The organism is Paenibacillus guangzhouensis, assembly GCF_009363075.1.
In the GTDB taxonomy this organism is placed as follows: domain Bacteria; phylum Bacillota; class Bacilli; order Paenibacillales; family Paenibacillaceae; genus Paenibacillus_K; species Paenibacillus_K guangzhouensis.
Window position 1 is genome coordinate 356,847 of sequence record NZ_CP045293.1, and the last position, 16,678, is coordinate 373,524.

Annotated in this window: 12 protein-coding genes; 11 read left to right on the forward strand and 1 reads right to left on the reverse strand. The window is 45.5% G+C overall.

Annotation, left to right across the window (positions count from 1 at the left end):
* Positions 1–40 precede the first annotated feature (40 nt).
* The 8 genes from GCU39_RS01705 to sigK (GCU39_RS01740) all read left to right on the forward strand — a co-directional run bounded on the left by GCU39_RS01705 (position 41) and on the right by sigK (GCU39_RS01740) (position 7,399).
* On the forward strand, positions 41–958 hold the full coding sequence (locus GCU39_RS01705; protein WP_227793408.1) for a TetR/AcrR family transcriptional regulator: 918 nt from the start codon (positions 41–43) through the stop codon (positions 956–958).
* Between the two features lie 106 nt (positions 959–1,064).
* The gene (locus GCU39_RS01710) at positions 1,065–2,141 is read left to right on the forward strand and encodes a lactonase family protein (RefSeq protein WP_152391920.1); all 1,077 of its coding nucleotides are present in this window, start codon (positions 1,065–1,067) and stop codon (positions 2,139–2,141) included.
* 464 nt (positions 2,142–2,605) lie between these two features.
* Entirely contained in the window at positions 2,606–3,307 is a 702-nt protein-coding gene (sigK, locus tag GCU39_RS01715; protein WP_018757275.1) for an RNA polymerase sporulation sigma factor SigK, read from the forward strand.
* Between the two features lie 142 nt (positions 3,308–3,449).
* Complete coding sequence (locus GCU39_RS01720) at positions 3,450–3,629, forward strand: hypothetical protein (RefSeq protein ID WP_152391921.1); 180 nt, start codon at positions 3,450–3,452, stop codon at positions 3,627–3,629.
* A complete protein-coding gene (locus tag GCU39_RS01725) occupies positions 3,622–4,227 on the forward strand; it encodes an ATPase (RefSeq protein WP_152391922.1) in 606 nt (201 codons plus the stop codon). Before GCU39_RS01720 ends, GCU39_RS01725 begins: the two co-directional genes overlap by 8 nt.
* A 370-nt stretch (positions 4,228–4,597) precedes the next feature.
* Complete coding sequence (locus tag GCU39_RS01730; RefSeq protein ID WP_152391923.1) at positions 4,598–4,780, forward strand: hypothetical protein; 183 nt, start codon at positions 4,598–4,600, stop codon at positions 4,778–4,780.
* Between the two features lie 354 nt (positions 4,781–5,134).
* The gene (locus GCU39_RS01735; protein ID WP_152391924.1) at positions 5,135–6,811 is read left to right on the forward strand and encodes a restriction endonuclease; all 1,677 of its coding nucleotides are present in this window, start codon (positions 5,135–5,137) and stop codon (positions 6,809–6,811) included.
* 57 nt (positions 6,812–6,868) lie between these two features.
* On the forward strand, positions 6,869–7,399 hold the full coding sequence (gene sigK / locus GCU39_RS01740; RefSeq protein ID WP_152391925.1) for an RNA polymerase sporulation sigma factor SigK: 531 nt from the start codon (positions 6,869–6,871) through the stop codon (positions 7,397–7,399).
* 452 nt (positions 7,400–7,851) lie between these two features.
* Here the strand turns inward: sigK (GCU39_RS01740) and GCU39_RS01745 are convergent, their stop codons facing one another.
* The gene (locus GCU39_RS01745) at positions 7,852–8,238 is read right to left on the reverse strand and encodes a YmaF family protein (RefSeq protein WP_152391926.1); all 387 of its coding nucleotides are present in this window, start codon (positions 8,236–8,238) and stop codon (positions 7,852–7,854) included.
* 684 nt (positions 8,239–8,922) lie between these two features.
* Here GCU39_RS01745 and GCU39_RS01750 point away from each other — a divergent pair.
* From GCU39_RS01750 to GCU39_RS01760, 3 genes are all read left to right on the forward strand, one after another.
* A complete protein-coding gene (locus tag GCU39_RS01750; RefSeq protein WP_152391927.1) occupies positions 8,923–12,813 on the forward strand; it encodes a X2-like carbohydrate binding domain-containing protein in 3,891 nt (1,296 codons plus the stop codon).
* 397 nt (positions 12,814–13,210) lie between these two features.
* Positions 13,211–15,457 carry a helix-turn-helix domain-containing protein gene (locus GCU39_RS01755; RefSeq protein WP_227793409.1) on the forward strand — a complete coding sequence of 749 codons (2,247 nt, stop codon included), beginning with the start codon at positions 13,211–13,213 and terminating at the stop codon, positions 15,455–15,457.
* 362 nt (positions 15,458–15,819) lie between these two features.
* Positions 15,820–16,674 (forward strand): ABC transporter permease, encoded by an 855-nt coding sequence (locus GCU39_RS01760; RefSeq protein ID WP_152397041.1) that lies wholly within the window; start codon positions 15,820–15,822, stop codon positions 16,672–16,674.
* Positions 16,675–16,678: the final 4 nt, after the last annotated feature.

The following is a 16,678-nucleotide window of genomic DNA, read 5'->3' on the forward strand; positions in this document are numbered from 1 at the left end:
TCATAATGAGAACCATAGTGATTTTTGCGTAGGGGGCAGCATGATGGAAGAACAAATGCCAGAGAAGAAGAAGCAGATCATGCTCTCAGCGATGAAATTGTTCGCAACGAAGGGGTTCTCGCATACGACGATGCAGGAGGTAGCCTCTTTCTGCAAAATGTCGAAAGGAAGCGTCTATCAGTACTATAGTTCCAAAGATGAGTTGCTGCTGAATATTTTCATGTATCAATCCAAGTTGTTGGAAGATCGCATGCAATTGATAGAACGGGCAGGCGACCTTCATCCACGAGAACGGCTAATACGTAAAATCGAAGTGTATCTTAGTATATGGAACGAACATCCTGAATTTATTAAAATGCAAATGCGTGACAATGCGGATCATGTCCATAAGGATATTCGTGATTTTATGTTCAATATGAGCAAGTTGAATATCGAGATGCTGGTCGAAAGTCTGCGAGATCTATATGGGCAGGAATTCGAGCCTTATCTGATGGATGGCGCATCCCTGCTGAGCAGCTTGGTTTTCACCTATATGTGCCTTAAATTATTCGATAACATTCCGATTCAGATCGAGAAGATCAGCGAGTATATTATCGATATCATGGATTACGCGGCAGAGGGAATGATGAAGCATCGACCAAGTCCATTGCTGAATACGCGAATGTTCTCCTTCTTGGAGAGAGATGAAGCAAAGACGAAGATCGTGCATCCCCTCGTCCTCGTGAAGCAGATGCGAGAGGCCGTGGAGACCACTTCGATTGCGATGACGAATAAGCAAGATGTCATGGACTCTATCCTTGTTTTGGAAGAGGAATTGCTCCAGGTGCAGCCTCGCAAAGTCATCCTATTAGGGATGTTGTTGAATATTAAAGAAGTTGCGGTTTTGAGTGCATTGTATGAGCAGTTATGCCTTGCTATGGATTCTACATTTCGATATCCCTCAGGCACTTTCCGTTAAGCATGTCGCGGGAAGTGCTTGGTGTATTGATTTTCCTCCTGGTTCAAGTGTAAAGTTATGTAACAGTACCATACATATTATCGATGTACCGAAGGAGGTTACCGCAATGGAACCACGCATGCTTGTATTCGTAGGATCCTATGCCGAAGCAGATGCTCCCGGCGTATATGTGTATTCATTTGACGAAAAGTCTGGCGCGTTGACTAAACTTAATGAAGCGTCGGGATTGAAAAATCCGACCTATGTAAACGTAGATATGGATCATCAGCGGTTCTATGCCATTGCCGAGGGCGCAACGGAAGAAGGCAAGAAGTTCGGAGAGGTCGTCAGCTTCTCGATCGATGCAGTGAATGGCAAGCTGCAGGCGTTGAACCGCGCGAAGTCGCTGGATGCTCCACAATGCCATATTCAGCGGGATCAGCATAGCCGCTATCTGATCGTATCCAGCTATCACGGGGGAAGCGTCGGATTAGTCGCGCTGGAAGCGGACGGACAAGTCGGAGCGCAGCTCGACGTACAGCAGCACCACGGTCACGGGCCGCATCCGAATCAGAATCAACCGCATGTGCATTCGGCTTTTTTTAGCCCGGACGAGCGTTACCTCTATGTATCCGATCTAGGCATTGACCGTGTGAAATGCTATACGATCGATGCTGATCGTCAAGTGCTCGTGCCGCAAGGAGAAGCAGCGGTTCCGGCAGGTTCGGGTCCGCGGCATTTGACATTCCATCCGAATGGCAAATTCGCTTATGTGATTAACGAGCTTAGTTCCTCCGTGAGCGTCTTCGCATATCATTCGGAGTTAGGCGAGCTAAGCTTGATCGAGACCGTGTCTACGCTGCCGGATGATTACAGCGGCGAGAATGGCTGCGCGGAGATCGCCATTTCGACCGATGGGCGCTACCTGTACGGATCGAACCGTGGTCATGACAGCATCGTCGTGTACGAAGTCAATGCCGAATCCGGCACGTTGAAGGTGATCCAGCATGTCTCGACCGAGGGTCGTCACCCGCGCCATTTTGCACTAACGCCAGGTGGGCAATATGTGCTCGCAGCGAATCGCGACACGAACAACATTGCCGTATTCCGCGTCGATGCATCGACAGGGAAGCTGAACTTCACGGGGCAGTCCGTTGAAGTGTCTAAGCCGGTATGTGTTCAGCCTGTGTATTGCAAGGTGTAGCGCAAGAGAAGGTAGCGCAGCGGTAAGTTGCAGACGGTGTTATAGAAGAGGAAGGCCAAGTTCGCCAAGTGCGGGCTTGGCTTTTTCATTGTTCGGGCGCTCCGGCGGGCCGCGATGTTCTAACGAATCGTATGGACGCTATTTGAGCAAATATGGGGTGATTTTCACACTAACGAACCCCAGCGGCGTTATTGTGCTCAGAACGGACAATGTTGTGCAGTTTTGATGGGAATAGCGCTCGTGGAGTTCCTTAGAATATTTTTAGGTCGTTTTTAGGCTAAATAAGGTTGCTGGGATTCGTTAGCTGTTTGCGAAGTCTAATTTCGTGCTGCAGGTTTGCGACACAGGGAGCACAGAAGGATACTATTTTCCCGCGTACAGGCACAGATAGGCTTTCGCCCACATAGAATGTAACGATCTCAGTCATTCGGATAGAGACCGTGCACGTCTTAGGAGGTGGAGTAATGCTTGGATTTTTGTCAACGATCGCGATGTTCATTAAGCAGCTTTCTCTGTTGGTATCCTATGTTAAAAATAACGCGTTCCCCCAACCATTAACCGAAGAGGAAGAGATGAAGCACCTGCAGCAGATGGCGGAGGGCAACGCATATTCGCGGAATATGCTCGTGGAACATAATTTACGATTGGTCGCGCACATCGTCAAAAAATTCGATAACACCGGCGAAGACCTTGAGGATCTGATCTCGATCGGTACCATTGGTCTGATCAAGGCCATCGAGAGCTTCCAACCGAATAAAGGCACGAAATTAGCGACATTCGCGGCTCGTTGTATCGAGAACGAAATACTTATGCATTTACGTAGTTTGAAGAAGACACGTAAGGATGTATCCCTGCATGATCCGATCGGCACGGATAAAGAGGGAAATGAAATTACGCTAATCGATATTCTCGGCTCCGAAGCCGACGACGTTGTGGAGAAGGTGCAATTGAAGATCGAGAAGTCGAAGATCTACCAGAATCTTGAGATCCTGGACGATCGGGAGAAAGAGGTCGTCGTAGGCCGCTTCGGGCTCGAAGCCGGCGGCGAGGAGCGGACGCAGCGGGAGATTGCGAAGGAGCTCGGCATCTCGCGGAGTTATGTTTCGCGGATCGAGAAGCGGGCGCTCATGAAGCTGTATCATGAGTTTTATAAGGCTAAGCGGTGATGATTATAAAAACCTGGATGTGAGAGGTCTCTCATTTCTAGGTTTTTGTGTTGAATGAAGAAATGAGTCAGTAGTTTAATTATTAATCACGCTTTTAATATGCTATACTCAAACTACAAGTTGAATCAAGGCGGTGACATCCATGATGAATCGTATGCAGGATTTATCTAAACTAATTCGATTAACGGGCGATCGCGCAAAATTAGATGCGAAAGTCAATGGAACATATATTGTGTATAAAACCACGGATGGTCAAATCGTTAGAGAATATGCTACAGGTGAGATTGTGCGGATGAGTAAGCAGGAGCTACATCATGAGTGATGTGAATGCTACTATGTTTGTTTTTGCTGGCAATAATGGAAGTGGAAAGAGTACCATTCGAAACTTAATTGTTGATAAACTTGGCGTAAGCATCAATATTGATCCTGATGCGCTAGCACGCAAAATTGACAATATGAATCCTGAAAAGCGAAAAGTATCTGCAGGCAAAGAAGCGATAAGATTAGTTAGAGAATGTATTCGTAATAAGTGGGACTTTACCGTCGAAACAACTTTAGCAGGTGGGAACGTAATCCGACAGATGTTAGAAGCGAAGAGTCATGGTTTTGAGATCATCATGTTCTATGTAGGACTAGGGGATGTTCAACTTAATATTGAGCGAGTTGCTACGCGTGTGAAGAACGGTGGTCATCATATCGATACGGAAGATATTATTCGGCGTGATGTTACGAGTATGAAAAATCTTCTGTCGAATTTATTCTTTATCGATCATTTAGTCGTCATCGATAATAGTAAAGCTGATGGTGAAATTATTATTGAAGCTGATACGAGTGCGATAAAGTATTATGTTGATGAATTGCCTGAATGGGTGCAAGTTATTGAAAGATCCTTATTAATGCGGAATAACCTAAAAGAGTAAACTAACTCGAGTATGTTGTTGAAGTTAGTTTATTTTTTTGACATCGCTTCGTGTTCACATGAAGAGTTTTCAGCCGAATATAGGCACGAAACTTGCGGGCGCTGATGACACTTTATCGTTTTATTAGGCGAAGCGGTGAAAAGCAATCAAGGGCAAATAGCCTGTAATCATGAGAGATAAGCCTCTCATGATTACAGGCTATTTGCGTTGTGACATTATGACTCAAGGGGAGCGTATTAATCATATTCAATGCTATTCGATACTGTGTGGATGACAAAAGCAGGAAATCATCGTATGTATACTTGCTTTTTAGTATACTTTTATACGTAGGTTGAAAAATAATTATTCGCATCATCCATGGGAGGATTCCGTGAATTATTTTGAAGACACGATTTCGTTTATTCGCCAGCATATTTTAAGAAAAGATGAGCAGATAGATATGAACCATGTCATTCGTGATTCTTCGCTTATCGATATAGATGTTGTAAAAAGAACAGCACGAACGATCCGTAGAGTTGGTATCATTACAATGGCACGTGACGGGTCTCTTTAGGATGGACAAGCTTCAGATCAGGCGTTGCTACAATAGACCGTAGGGAAGATTGACAAACCTTTGACTGGCTTCAGAAAAGGTGGATTTTGTTATAGGAGTAGTAAAAAGATAAACTCCTCGGTCTCTGTTAGTCTCATTGTATTAGTAGCAAAGTTCTAAGTGCGACTAATTTCGACGACATTCGACACTAAGTGTCTGGTATTATGGGTTCATACTACCATACATGGAGGCATTGTTATGGATGGAATTATTGAAATCAAGAGTATTAATCAAATTAATTTGATGATCCATTCTTTGATTCGTTAAAGGAGCATTACCCAGGCTTTGAGTAAGAGAGATTAGGAGGGTTATAATATGGCAAGAGGCTTTGTGAGTACATTAAATAAGATTGCTAAAGAGGCAGCCAAAGCACAACGTGCTGCAGAACGATCAAGAAATGCAGCAATTCGCGAGCAAGAAAGAAACTTACGGCTACACAGACAATATGAGAGACAGCTCGAGCGTGATAATGAACGTGCTCTTAAGCAGGCGATTCGGGATCAAAAAATATATGAAAAAGAGCAAAAAGCTGCATACATTGAAAGTCGAAAAGAAGAAACAAATGATTTTAATGAAGAAGTGGCATATCGCTTTAACGAATTTAAAACAATTATTAGCGAAACTCTTAGAGTGGATGATAATATTTCCTTTGATTCGTTGTATAAACGAGAAGAATTTCCTCCATTTGTTGTACCTTCATTAAAGCCTTTGCCTGATAACCCTGTTCCAGTAAGGGAAACATTTTTCGCGGGAGTCTCTGAAGAAGCCTCGTTTATGGAAAAGGTAATCGGACTTGGAAAAAAAGCTCGACTAAAATCAATTCAAGTTGCAGAAGAAGCATTTAACAATGCTATGCATCATCATCAGTCCATAATACTCCAGATTGAGGAAATTAAAAAAGAAAATGAAATTGAGCTGAATACTGCGAAAAAAACATATGAAGAAGAAAAGAGAAAATTTTATGATGAGATTGAAGTACATAATATCTCAATAGATGAATTCAAGAGTGCGTATTTCAATGGAGATAAAGAAGCTGTTGAAGCATATTGCAATATGGTACTTGAACGATCGAGTTACAGCGACATTTTTCCGCAGGTATTCAATCTCTTTTACATACATGAAAGTAAAGAATTATTGGTGGAGTACGAGTTACCGAATGTAACGGTAGTGCCGGAATATAAAGAATATAAATATACACAAAGTCGGGACGAGATAAAAGGTATAGCTTTTAAAGCTAAAGATATAACCGAAATTTACTCCTCGCTAGTTGCGTCAATTGCACTTCGAACATTACATGAACTTTTTGAAGCTGATCAGAGCAGCAATCTTAATTCAGTTGTTTTCAACGGGGTAGTTTCTACAGTGGATCTTGGCACGGGCCTTGATATTAGGCCATGTCTTTTGACGATTCAGACACAAAAAGAAGAGTTTATGAAATTTGACCTCAGCAGGGTTGATGTGCTTGCATGTGTGAAAGGACTTAAAGCACAACTTTCGCCTACAATTACAGAACTTACACCAGTGAAACCTATTGTGGATTTAGACATGTATGACCGACGTTTCGTTGATGAACGAGATATGCTTTCAAGCCTCGATGACAGGCCAAATTTACTTGAAATGGATCCATTTGACTTTGAACATCTGGTGTGTAACATATTTGCAAAAATGGGATTAGAATCAAAACTCACACGATCCAGCAAGGATGGAGGCGTTGATGTAATTGCATTCGATCCTCGTCCAGTGTTCGGTGGTAAGTATGTTATCCAAGCTAAGCGCTATAAGAATACTGTGGAAGTAGCTGCTGTTCGAGATTTGTACGGGACGATGATGAATGAAAACGCATCTAAGGGCATCTTGGTTACAACCTCAACATACGGTCCTGATGCCCGAAGTTTCGCTAAGGATAAGCCTATTGAATTAATTGATGGACGTGTGTTATTGCACATGCTAGAGGAGCAAGGAGTACAAGCGAAAATCATATTTAATAAGTAATGTTGTTGGAGAAACATTGAGTTTGGCGATGTTTCTCCATTTTTTTGATTAGCAGTAATTACATCGTTTCGTGTTCACAACCTCAAAAAATTCGATAACACCGGCGAAGACCTTGAGGATCTGATCTCGATCGGTACCATTGGTCTGATCAAGGCCATCGAGAGCTTCCAGCCGAATAAAGGCACGAAATTAGCGACATTCGCGGCTCGTTGTATCGAGAACGAAATACTTATGCATTTACGTAGTCTGAAGAAGACGCGAAAAGACGTCTCCCTGCATGATCCGATCGGCACGGATAAAGAGGGAAATGAAATTACGCTAATCGATATTCTCGGCTCCGAAGCCGACGACGTTGTGGAGAAGGTGCAGCTGAAGATCGAAAAGTCGAAAATCTACCAAAACCTTGAGATTCTGGATGATCGGGAGAAAGAGGTCGTCGTTGGCCGCTTCGGGCTTGAAGCCGGCGGCGAGGAACGCACGCAGCGGGAGATTGCGAAGGAGCTCGGCATCTCGCGGAGTTATGTTTCGCGGATCGAGAAGCGGGCGCTCATGAAGCTGTACCATGAGTTTTATAAGGCGAAGCGGTGAAAAATATTAAAAAACTAATGCAGGCATGCCAGATATGAAGTGACCCCTTTATGGTAGACACGTAATTTTAAACAACCGGGCAGCGGATTCAGCTGCGGTGATCTTAGAGCGGCCCTCTTCTTGTAGCTATGCTTGAACATGAAGATAGGCTTAAGCAATTGAAGAGCGAAAACCATCTAAATTACTCAAGAATATAGAACCGGCGCCATATCATGGTCGGTTCTTTTTTGATGCGTCGTGATTATAAAGTTATGGATTGGCAGCGGCTTTAAGCTAACGGGCAGGATAGTGTGATTGATGAAACGAAGTTAGTAAAGCTTATTTCTTCAGTAAGTAGGGTTTGCGACATCATATGGAAATGAAACAGCGGCTCAATAGGACTTGAAAATAAGTCTTAGACAGCCGCTGCTTTTATTAAGCTATCATACCCGTTCGGTTAAGTTAAAAGCAAGCTAAGTTTCATTGCCTGTTGCTCCTTTATAATGATGTGTATGTGGCCTCATGCCATTTACAGTCGTAAAACCTTCAAAGTAATGTATGTGTCCACCACCCGGAACATCTACTGCTGGACCTGTAACCCCTTGAATAACATGAGTGTGAGATTGATTTACTGAAGTTACTGTGTGATAACGATGAACATGTGGGACACCAGTTGGTGCTGGCTCAGTAACGCCTACATATTGATGAACGTGTCCATCATTATAAGAGGTCACTCCTGAAAATGGGTGAACGTGATAAACAGGATGCCCGTCCCAAGAAGTAATATATAGACCATGGGAATGTTCATTCCCAGAGTCTCCAGAGTGAAATACAAATCCTGTAACTGGGATCTTTTCCAAGATAGCAACTCCTTTTTTAATATATTCGGAATCAAATTATGTCAAATAACCCATATGCGCCCTAGGCGTTCGCTCATTTTCTATCCGTAGATATAAAAAAGAAGCCAACAAATCAATTATCATTTGATTTGCTGTTTTTTTATTATGCTTACTAACTATTTAATTGAACATTTTGAATAGGTGTTCCATTTAGCACTTACGAACAAAGGAGGGACTTTACGGATACTCTGTTTTCATCCAGGAACTGATCAAGTAGTGGATAGGTTTGTGATTGGCTTGAAGGAGTTTGAAACCTCGCTTCCGCTGTCTATAGTATAAGGAACATGCCTGAAACGGCAAAAAGTGATGGATTTCATTATGCGAATATATGAGTTAATAAAAACAACAGCTCAAAGGCAACTTTGAACTGCTATTTTTATATATTCACACATGCTGCCGTAAGCAAAGCAATAGAAGTCCGGGTAAAAATAGAGGAGAGGGCGGAATCGTTCTGCACATAATCTCCTGTTTTATTAATTTTAAGGAAAAATGTCCCTTCTAGGGCAGGTTTGCCCCCCCATGATCTGGATATTTGTACGCCAAAATACCGAATTGTACCTACCCTGGCCATCAGGCATCCACTATGCTTTTAGCGTAAGGAAAGCGCTGTCAATTGACCAATGATATAAGGGGGTATGAAGTATTTTGAACGTTATTGGAAAAAGGTTGTTAATGGGTTTATTGGTATTCATTCTGGTTGCAGCACAGTTTGGCTTTACGGGAACAACCGGCCAAGTGGCCTATGCCAAAAATGCAGATTTGGCAGAGAAACCTTACATGGGTTGGAGTACCTACAGTATGCAGGTATACGATCCATCGACCAAGTGGACATCGGCAGAGGTGATAAAGAAACAATCGGATGCAATGCGTGACACGCTTCAGCCCTATGGCTACAATTACATTAATATTGATGCTGGCTGGAATGGGGATATGGATCAGTACGGCAGACCGATTCCGAATAAGGAGCTGTATTCGAACGGATTCCAGGAGGTTATCGATTATGTCCATAACAATGGGCAGAAGATTGGAATCTATCTGATTCCGGGGCTATCTATTGAAGCTTACAATAAAAATCTGGAGGTCTACGGAACGGGCGGACAATGCCGGATGCAGGATATGACGCACAAGCCGCTCACAATTATGGATTACTGGAATTCCTATACGTATAAAATTGATTTCACCAATCCATGTGCACAGAAGTATATCGATTCCATCGCGGATATGCTGGGTGAGTGGGGCATCAACTTTGTCAAATTTGACAGTGTTACCCCGGGGTCAGGCATTAACGACCTGAGCCGCGACGCCCGAGGGGATGTTGAAGCTTGGTCTAAGGCTCTTGGCAGAAACAACATCTGGTACGAGCTGTCCTGGGCGCTGGATCACAACTACGCGGACTTCTGGAAAGAACATGCCAATGGCTGGCGTATCCACTGGGATGTGGAATCTTACGATAGCAGTAAAGGTTTAACCGAATGGAATAATATCGCCCGTTTGTTCCCGGAAGCAGCCATCTGGTGGCGTGATGCGGGTCCTGGCGGCTGGAATGATTTTGACACATTGAATGTGGGCAATGGGGCTGTTGATGGTCTCACGAAGGATGAGCGGCAGTCAGCAATGACGTTCTGGGCCATCTCTGCGGTACCGATTTATATTGGAAATGACATGACCAACCTGGATAGCTACGGATTGCAGCTGCTTACCAATAAAGAGGTGATCGCAGTCAATCAGATGGGTCGTCCGGCTCATCCAGTATCCATCGACACGAAGCAGCAGGTCTGGTATGCCAATAATGGAGACGGCACGTATAACGTGGCTTTGTTCAATCTGGGCAGCCGGAGTGCTGAAGTGAAGGTTAATTGGAGCGATATCGGTCTGGATGGTCCGGCTTCCGTTCGTGATCTGTGGAGTCATTCAGAACTTGGAGCCTTTGATAAGGGATTCAGTGGCGGTTTGCTCGAGCCGCATGCTTCGCGGATGTTGAAAGTGACAGCGCAGAGCGGCACTTCCGCCGTGAATGATGACGATACCGGGATACGTTATACAGGAAGTTGGCAGCGCAATGGCGGCAAAGAGCAAAGTGATGCGGATCAGGATTACAGTGTAATGATAAAAGATTCTTCTGGTACTGGTTCAGCTAATACTACGCCGCAAAGTGAACAGAATTCTGCTGCCAATACGGTGGCACCGGATGCTGCAACCGTAACAAATGTCGTCTACGTCAACAATGATGATAGCCGAATCGTTTATACCGGTTTGTGGAACAAAAGCACAGATCGGGGGATGGGCGACTATGGGGATGATGTGCATTTTACGCAGGGTGATGGCGATTCCTTCGAATTAACCTTTACAGGCACAGGAATTGACCTACTAACAGAGAAGCATGAATCCCAAGGGGATATGATCATCACACTTGACGATGTTGCGCAGCAGACAGCAAGCGCTTATACTAACGGGCCAAGAGAAGTGCAGAAGGTGCTGTACAGTGCCTCCGGGCTGACCAACGGCACACATACCCTAAAAGTAGCAAAGGGATCGTCTGGCCAGTTCATGCTGCTGGATGCTCTGAGAGTGACTACAGAGACTCCTACCGGGGGACAGAACAGTACCATTGATCCTGCTTCTGCCAGCTTTGATAAAGCTATAGAACAGCAGAAGGATGTGGCGGCGAACCTGATCCTGAACGGCAACACGCTGACCGGGGTGGAACATGACGGTCAGGCGCTAACTGAAGACGATTATGCGGTGGGAAGCGGTAAATTGGTTATCAAGAAGGAATATTTGGCCCGTCAGACATCCGGCACGCTGAAGCTGAGTGTGATCTTCAGTTCGGGTAACCCGCAATACTTGACGATTGAAATTAGCGATTCGACAGGTGTGCGTTATGTCTTGATCAACAATGACGAGCCAGGTATCGTCTATAATGGCTCCTGGTCGCGCAGTTCGGGAAGAGGCATGGGCGATTACAAGGACGATGTGCAGTATGCGGAGAAAGATGGTGATTTCTTCGAATACACCTTTAGAGGTACCGGTATCCAGTTGTTTACTGAGAAGCACGAATCCCAAGGCGATATGGATATCTATATTGACGGTCAATTCAAGGAAACGGTAAGCGCTCACCTGAACAGCGGGCGTTTGGCACAACAGAAGCTGTACAGTATCTCAGGACTGACGGAAGGGCGCCACGCACTAAAAGCGGTCAAGAAATCAGGCCAATTCATGCTGCTGGATATGCTGAAAGTGGAAATTCCAGATCTGATTCAGCCTGTCTTGGCTACCTTTGATAAAGGTGATCCTGCACAGGGCGATCTTGAAGTTTCTTTGCTGCAGCAGCCGGATATCTTCAGCGGCATTACAAGCGGATCGTATCAATTGGTTCCAGGTACCGATTACACCGTTGACGGCAATCGAGTGACGCTGAAGAAGGCCTATCTGGCGGCACAGAAGACGGGCACACTGAATCTGAGCTTCAGCTTCGGTGGTGATTATCATAACGATGTTCATTATACGGAAGCAAATGGTGATTCCTTTACATTAACATTCAAAGGCACCGGCATTCGAATGATCACACCTACAGGACCACAGCAGGGCGAAGTGGATATCTATGTGGATGGTCAGTTGAAGGAGACCGGGAATGCCCATAATCCGAGCCGGAAGATTCGACAGGAGATTTTTAGAATTACCGGTCTGGAGAGCGGTACTCATACATTAAAGGCGGTTAAAAAATCGGGAGAGCTGATGTTTACAGACCAATTGATCTTCACGGTAGCAACGCCTGGCGGGCCGACAACACCAACCGGACCATCACAGCCTACAGATCCGTCAGGCCCTTCGGGCCCGTCGACTCCGGTAACGCAGCCGATAGCGACGCCTGCTCCAACTGCAGTACCTAGCCCATCGCCTTCACCAACTCCAGAGGTGAAGAATGATGAAGTGCTGCATCACACGGCATATATTAAGGGATATCCTGGCGGATTGTTCAAGCCGGATGCCAAGCTTACCCGGGCTGAGATGGCTACACTGCTTGCTAACTCTACTGATCGTGACGCTGCAGGGCCGGATGTAACGTTCACTGATGTGCCGTCAAGCTACTGGGGCGCAGCAGCCATCGGCAAATCTGCCAGGCTGGGGCTGATGAAAGGCTATCAGGACGGCACCTTCAAGCCAAACCAGCCGTTGACCCGGGCTGAAATGGCTAGTTTGATTGCTGCTTTGGGTCCCAAATCCGTTACTCTTGGACACGGCTTCATAGACATCGGCGGCCATTGGGCAAAGAATGCCATTCTGAAGGCACAGGGTGCGGGAATTCTGAGCGGCTATCAGGACCGTACCTTCCGTCCAAATGCCCAATTAACACGGGCCGAAGCTGTAACTGTATTCAACAGAGTGCTTGGTAGAGGGCCGCTTACCGGCGTACCTCAGCTGCATTGGATCGATGTTCCATCATCGCACTGGGCATTTGGCAATATTGAAGAAGCTTCGACGGATCATGTGGCGAAGCGGGGGCTCGCTGGAGAAGAGTGGACAGAACAAGAATGAAAGCAGTAATGAGGGCAGTTTAGAGAAGAAGGGGCCGTACAATGGCCCCTTCTTTATGAATGTACAAGGGGCGATACATAAGACTGAAAGGCCAATGGTAGAAGTTTTGGCCTCGATTATTGACGATTCCTGCAGCTCAGGGACAGGAATCGCGAGACACTGGAAAGAGCAAGAATCGGAATTAACGATAAAAAGCAGTGATTACAAGACCTTATCGCTGCTTTTTATGGTATTCCGACAGACCGTAGTATCAAGGAATGCATGGTATAGTAAAAACTTGACTACACAGGAAAATGTTATAATCTATGACTATGATAGCGCTACCATTACCACCCGAGGAGAGGATCTACCTATGCTTAAATACTCTAATGTCTTTAGGAAATTCTTGATCTCCTATGTGGTTATTTTGATAATTCCCAGCATTGGCGGATATATTTCTTATCTGACATCAGTCTCTGTAACCCAGTCGATCTCAATCGAGAACAGCGTGACCCAGCTTCAGAAGAGCCAGGAGATTTTGGAGCGCCGTATGGCGGAAGTGGAGGGGTTTACCCGTCAGCTTGCGGTCAATCAGGAATTGAATGTTCTGATGAACGAGCGGGACAATGATACGAATGTATATGGAATCTGGAGAGCGATGCGCAATGTACTGACGTTCGGACAGACCAACGATTTTTTACAAAATTATTATATCTATCTTTCCAATTACAACCTGATACTGACACCGGGATCATCCTACAGGCCAGATCATTACTATGCCAATTTTCATTACAGTGGTTTATCCTTTGAGCAATGGAAAAAAGAGGTCTTGGACAAAACACACCGGAGTGACATCAAGCCACTTAGCGCCTTTGTCAGCCGAGGATTCGATACCTCTGTCATCACGTATATGCAATCACTCCCGCTGGACAGCTTCAACGATTCTTCGCCGGCCGTTGCTGTTGTGATTATTGATGAGAAAATAATTGCCAATCTGCTGTCCAGCTTGACTGAGCGTTACGGTGGCTGGGTGCATATCAGCGATGCGGATGGATATACCATTGTGCTGCAAGGAAGCGAAGAGGCAAAGATGAGGAAGATGGCTGAAGATACGGAGTTCGACAAGAACAAAGTCAGTCAGTTTTACGAGGATGATCTCGTCATTACCACCCGTTCGACGACCAATGGCTGGGTGTACCGTGCCGGAATTCCCCGGTATGTACTGCTTAAGAATGCGAACAAGATCAAGGAAATGAGCTGGCTGATTACCGGCAGCACGATGCTGATCGGTCTGATTGCGGGACTGTTTCTTGCTTATCGCAACAGCGCGCCAATTAACCGCCTGCTCAGCGTCATGAAAGAACAATTCGGCAAGGAAGAGGGGACGACAAAGAACGAATTCGACTTCTTAAGCGGGAACATTTCCGATATGCTGACCAAGAACAAGCTGCTTGAATCAGAGCTTGATAGGCAGCTTCCACTGATCCGGGACGCGTTCTTGAAACGGCTCATTGCCGGGGAATTCAAGTCGCGCGATGAGATCCTGTCTGCCGCAAAGCAAGGGGATATCAGTCTGCAGCAAGGTACCGGTTACGTCGGAATACTGCAGATCAGCGGCTATGCCGGGATGGACAGTGTAGAAATTCTGAACGAGCTAAATGCTTCCCGTTTGCTGCTCAAGCAGGCTTTGGCGGAGCTTGATGTGAATGCAGTCGTGACCGATAGTGATTCCGATAAAGTAGTGGTGCTATTTTTCTCTACAGCGGAAGATAACGGGATGGATCATGAGGTTGAAGGGATTACCTGTACTATAGAGAATTTGGCACAGTATGTGTTTGGTGAATACCGAATCACAATCCAGGCTGGCGTTGGCGACCGTTTCGCGTCTGTAACGGACGTTAGTCTGTCTTTTGACCAGGCGAAGCAGGCGCTAGAGTATGCCGTCTATATGAATAAAAAGGGAATGGTGTGGAACCGTGAAGTTCAGACCGAGACCACGACCTATTATTACCCGCTCGATTCAGAGCAGCGTCTGATCAGTACCATCCGAGCTGGTGAACTGGAGGAGGCCAAACGGATCGTTCATGCCATCATTCAGCAGAATATGGAGCAGCGGGAATTGTCCATTGAAATGAAGCACCAGCTGGTTGGCGAGATGAAAGGGACATTCCTCAAGCTACTGGACCAAAAAGCATTCACGGAATATTCGTTTATTGAAAATGTCAAACGACGGGTCATCGATATCGGTTCGTCAGAACCGCTGGAGGCGATTCAAGCCGAATTTTACAGCATTATGGAAGAGCTCTGCGGACTGATTGCGAGCAAGAAGAAGGATACGCATATCCAGATAGTCAAGCAGATCAAGGAGTATACGGCACAAATGTACACTGACTCCGAGTTGACCCTGTACCGGGTTGCTGAATATGTTGAACGTCCCGAGAAATATATCTCTCAGCTGTTTAAGGAGGTCACTGGCGTCAATTTCTCTGATCATTTGGTGAAGGTAAGAATGGACCAGGCTGAAATTTTGTTAAAAGAAAGCGGATTTACGGTGGACGAGATCGCAGCACGGGTGGGCTATAACAGCTCACACTCATTCCGGCGTGCCTTTAAGCGTTTGATCGGCGTTTCACCAAGCTCCTACAGACAATCTGCCAGCGAATAAACTATTCAGCGGCTGAGGCTGTGCGATCCCAGGTTCGGGACCGTACAGCCCTTTTTCATAGGCTGTAGCCCCTAAATACGGAAAAATGGCTGTACACCGCCATTTTGTGCCCCTAAAAACAGGTGAAGTGTACGCTAGAACGCCGAATTGTACCTATCCTTGAGTCCGAAAAATCTACTATGATCAAGGCGGGAAAGCGCTATCAAATCAAACCATACACAAAAGAAGCAGTTTTTAGGGGGGAGATTACTCTGGAAAAAGAAATCATCTTAAATCAACCGTCGCTAGCGAAGAGAAAGGAAACGGGTTTCTTGTACAATGCCCGCAAGAGTATCAATAAGTACTGGCAGCTATATCTGCTGGTGATTCCGCCCTTGTTGTTTTTCCTCGTCTTTAAGTATTATCCGATGCTTAATGCGGTGCTTGCTTTTAAGGACTACAACGTAATCAAGGGGATCTGGGAGAGTCCTTGGGTCGGCTTCAAGAATTTTGAGCTGTTCTTCGAAAATCCATTATTCTGGACACTTGTAAAGAACACAATCATGCTGAGCGGATATCTACTGCTGGCAGGATTTCCGATTCCGATCCTTCTGGCATTAATGATTAATGAGGTCCGCAACACCAAATTCAAGAAATTCTTTCAGCTTGTATCGTTTGCACCTTATTTCATCTCTACGGTCGTCATGGTATCGATCATCATGTTATTCCTGGCACCGCGGCTGGGCTTTGCCAATATCGCTCTGAATTTCTTCGGCTTCCATTCCGTGAATTTCCTGGGCGAGCCAGGGATGTTCCGTTCAATCTATGTCTGGTCTGATATTTGGCAAACTGCGGGGTACAGCGCCGTGATATATTTGGCAGCGCTTGCAGGTATTGATCCTACGTTGTATGAAGCGGCCAAGATAGACGGGGCGTCACGTTTTCAAAAAATCCGACATGTCGACTTGCCGGGAATTATGCCCACCATTGTGATCATCTTGATATTGAACGTTGGTAATGTAATGGCACTTGGCTTTGAAAAAGTCTATCTGCTTCAGAACCCGCTTAACCTTGCCAATTCCGAGATCATAGCAACCTATGTGTACCGGGTCGGACTGCTGAATGCCAACTATAGCTTTGCAACAGCAGTCGGATTGTTCAACTCGGTAATCAACTTGGTTCTACTGCTGACCGTGAACGGTCTGGCGAAGCGAATTACCAACAACAGCATCTGGTAGGAAA

Bases quoted from the DNA above. Each gene is read 5' to 3' on its own strand.
- GCU39_RS01705 (WP_227793408.1), top strand. From the start codon at position 41: ATGATGGAAGAACAAATGCCAGAGAAGAAGAAGCAGATCATGCTCTCA.
- GCU39_RS01710 (WP_152391920.1), top strand. From the start codon at position 1,065: ATGGAACCACGCATGCTTGTATTCGTAGGATCCTATGCCGAAGCAGAT.
- sigK (WP_018757275.1), top strand. From the start codon at position 2,606: ATGCTTGGATTTTTGTCAACGATCGCGATGTTCATTAAGCAGCTTTCT.
- GCU39_RS01720 (WP_152391921.1), top strand. From the start codon at position 3,450: ATGATGAATCGTATGCAGGATTTATCTAAACTAATTCGATTAACGGGC.
- GCU39_RS01725 (WP_152391922.1), top strand. From the start codon at position 3,622: ATGAGTGATGTGAATGCTACTATGTTTGTTTTTGCTGGCAATAATGGA.
- GCU39_RS01735 (WP_152391924.1), top strand. From the start codon at position 5,135: ATGGCAAGAGGCTTTGTGAGTACATTAAATAAGATTGCTAAAGAGGCA.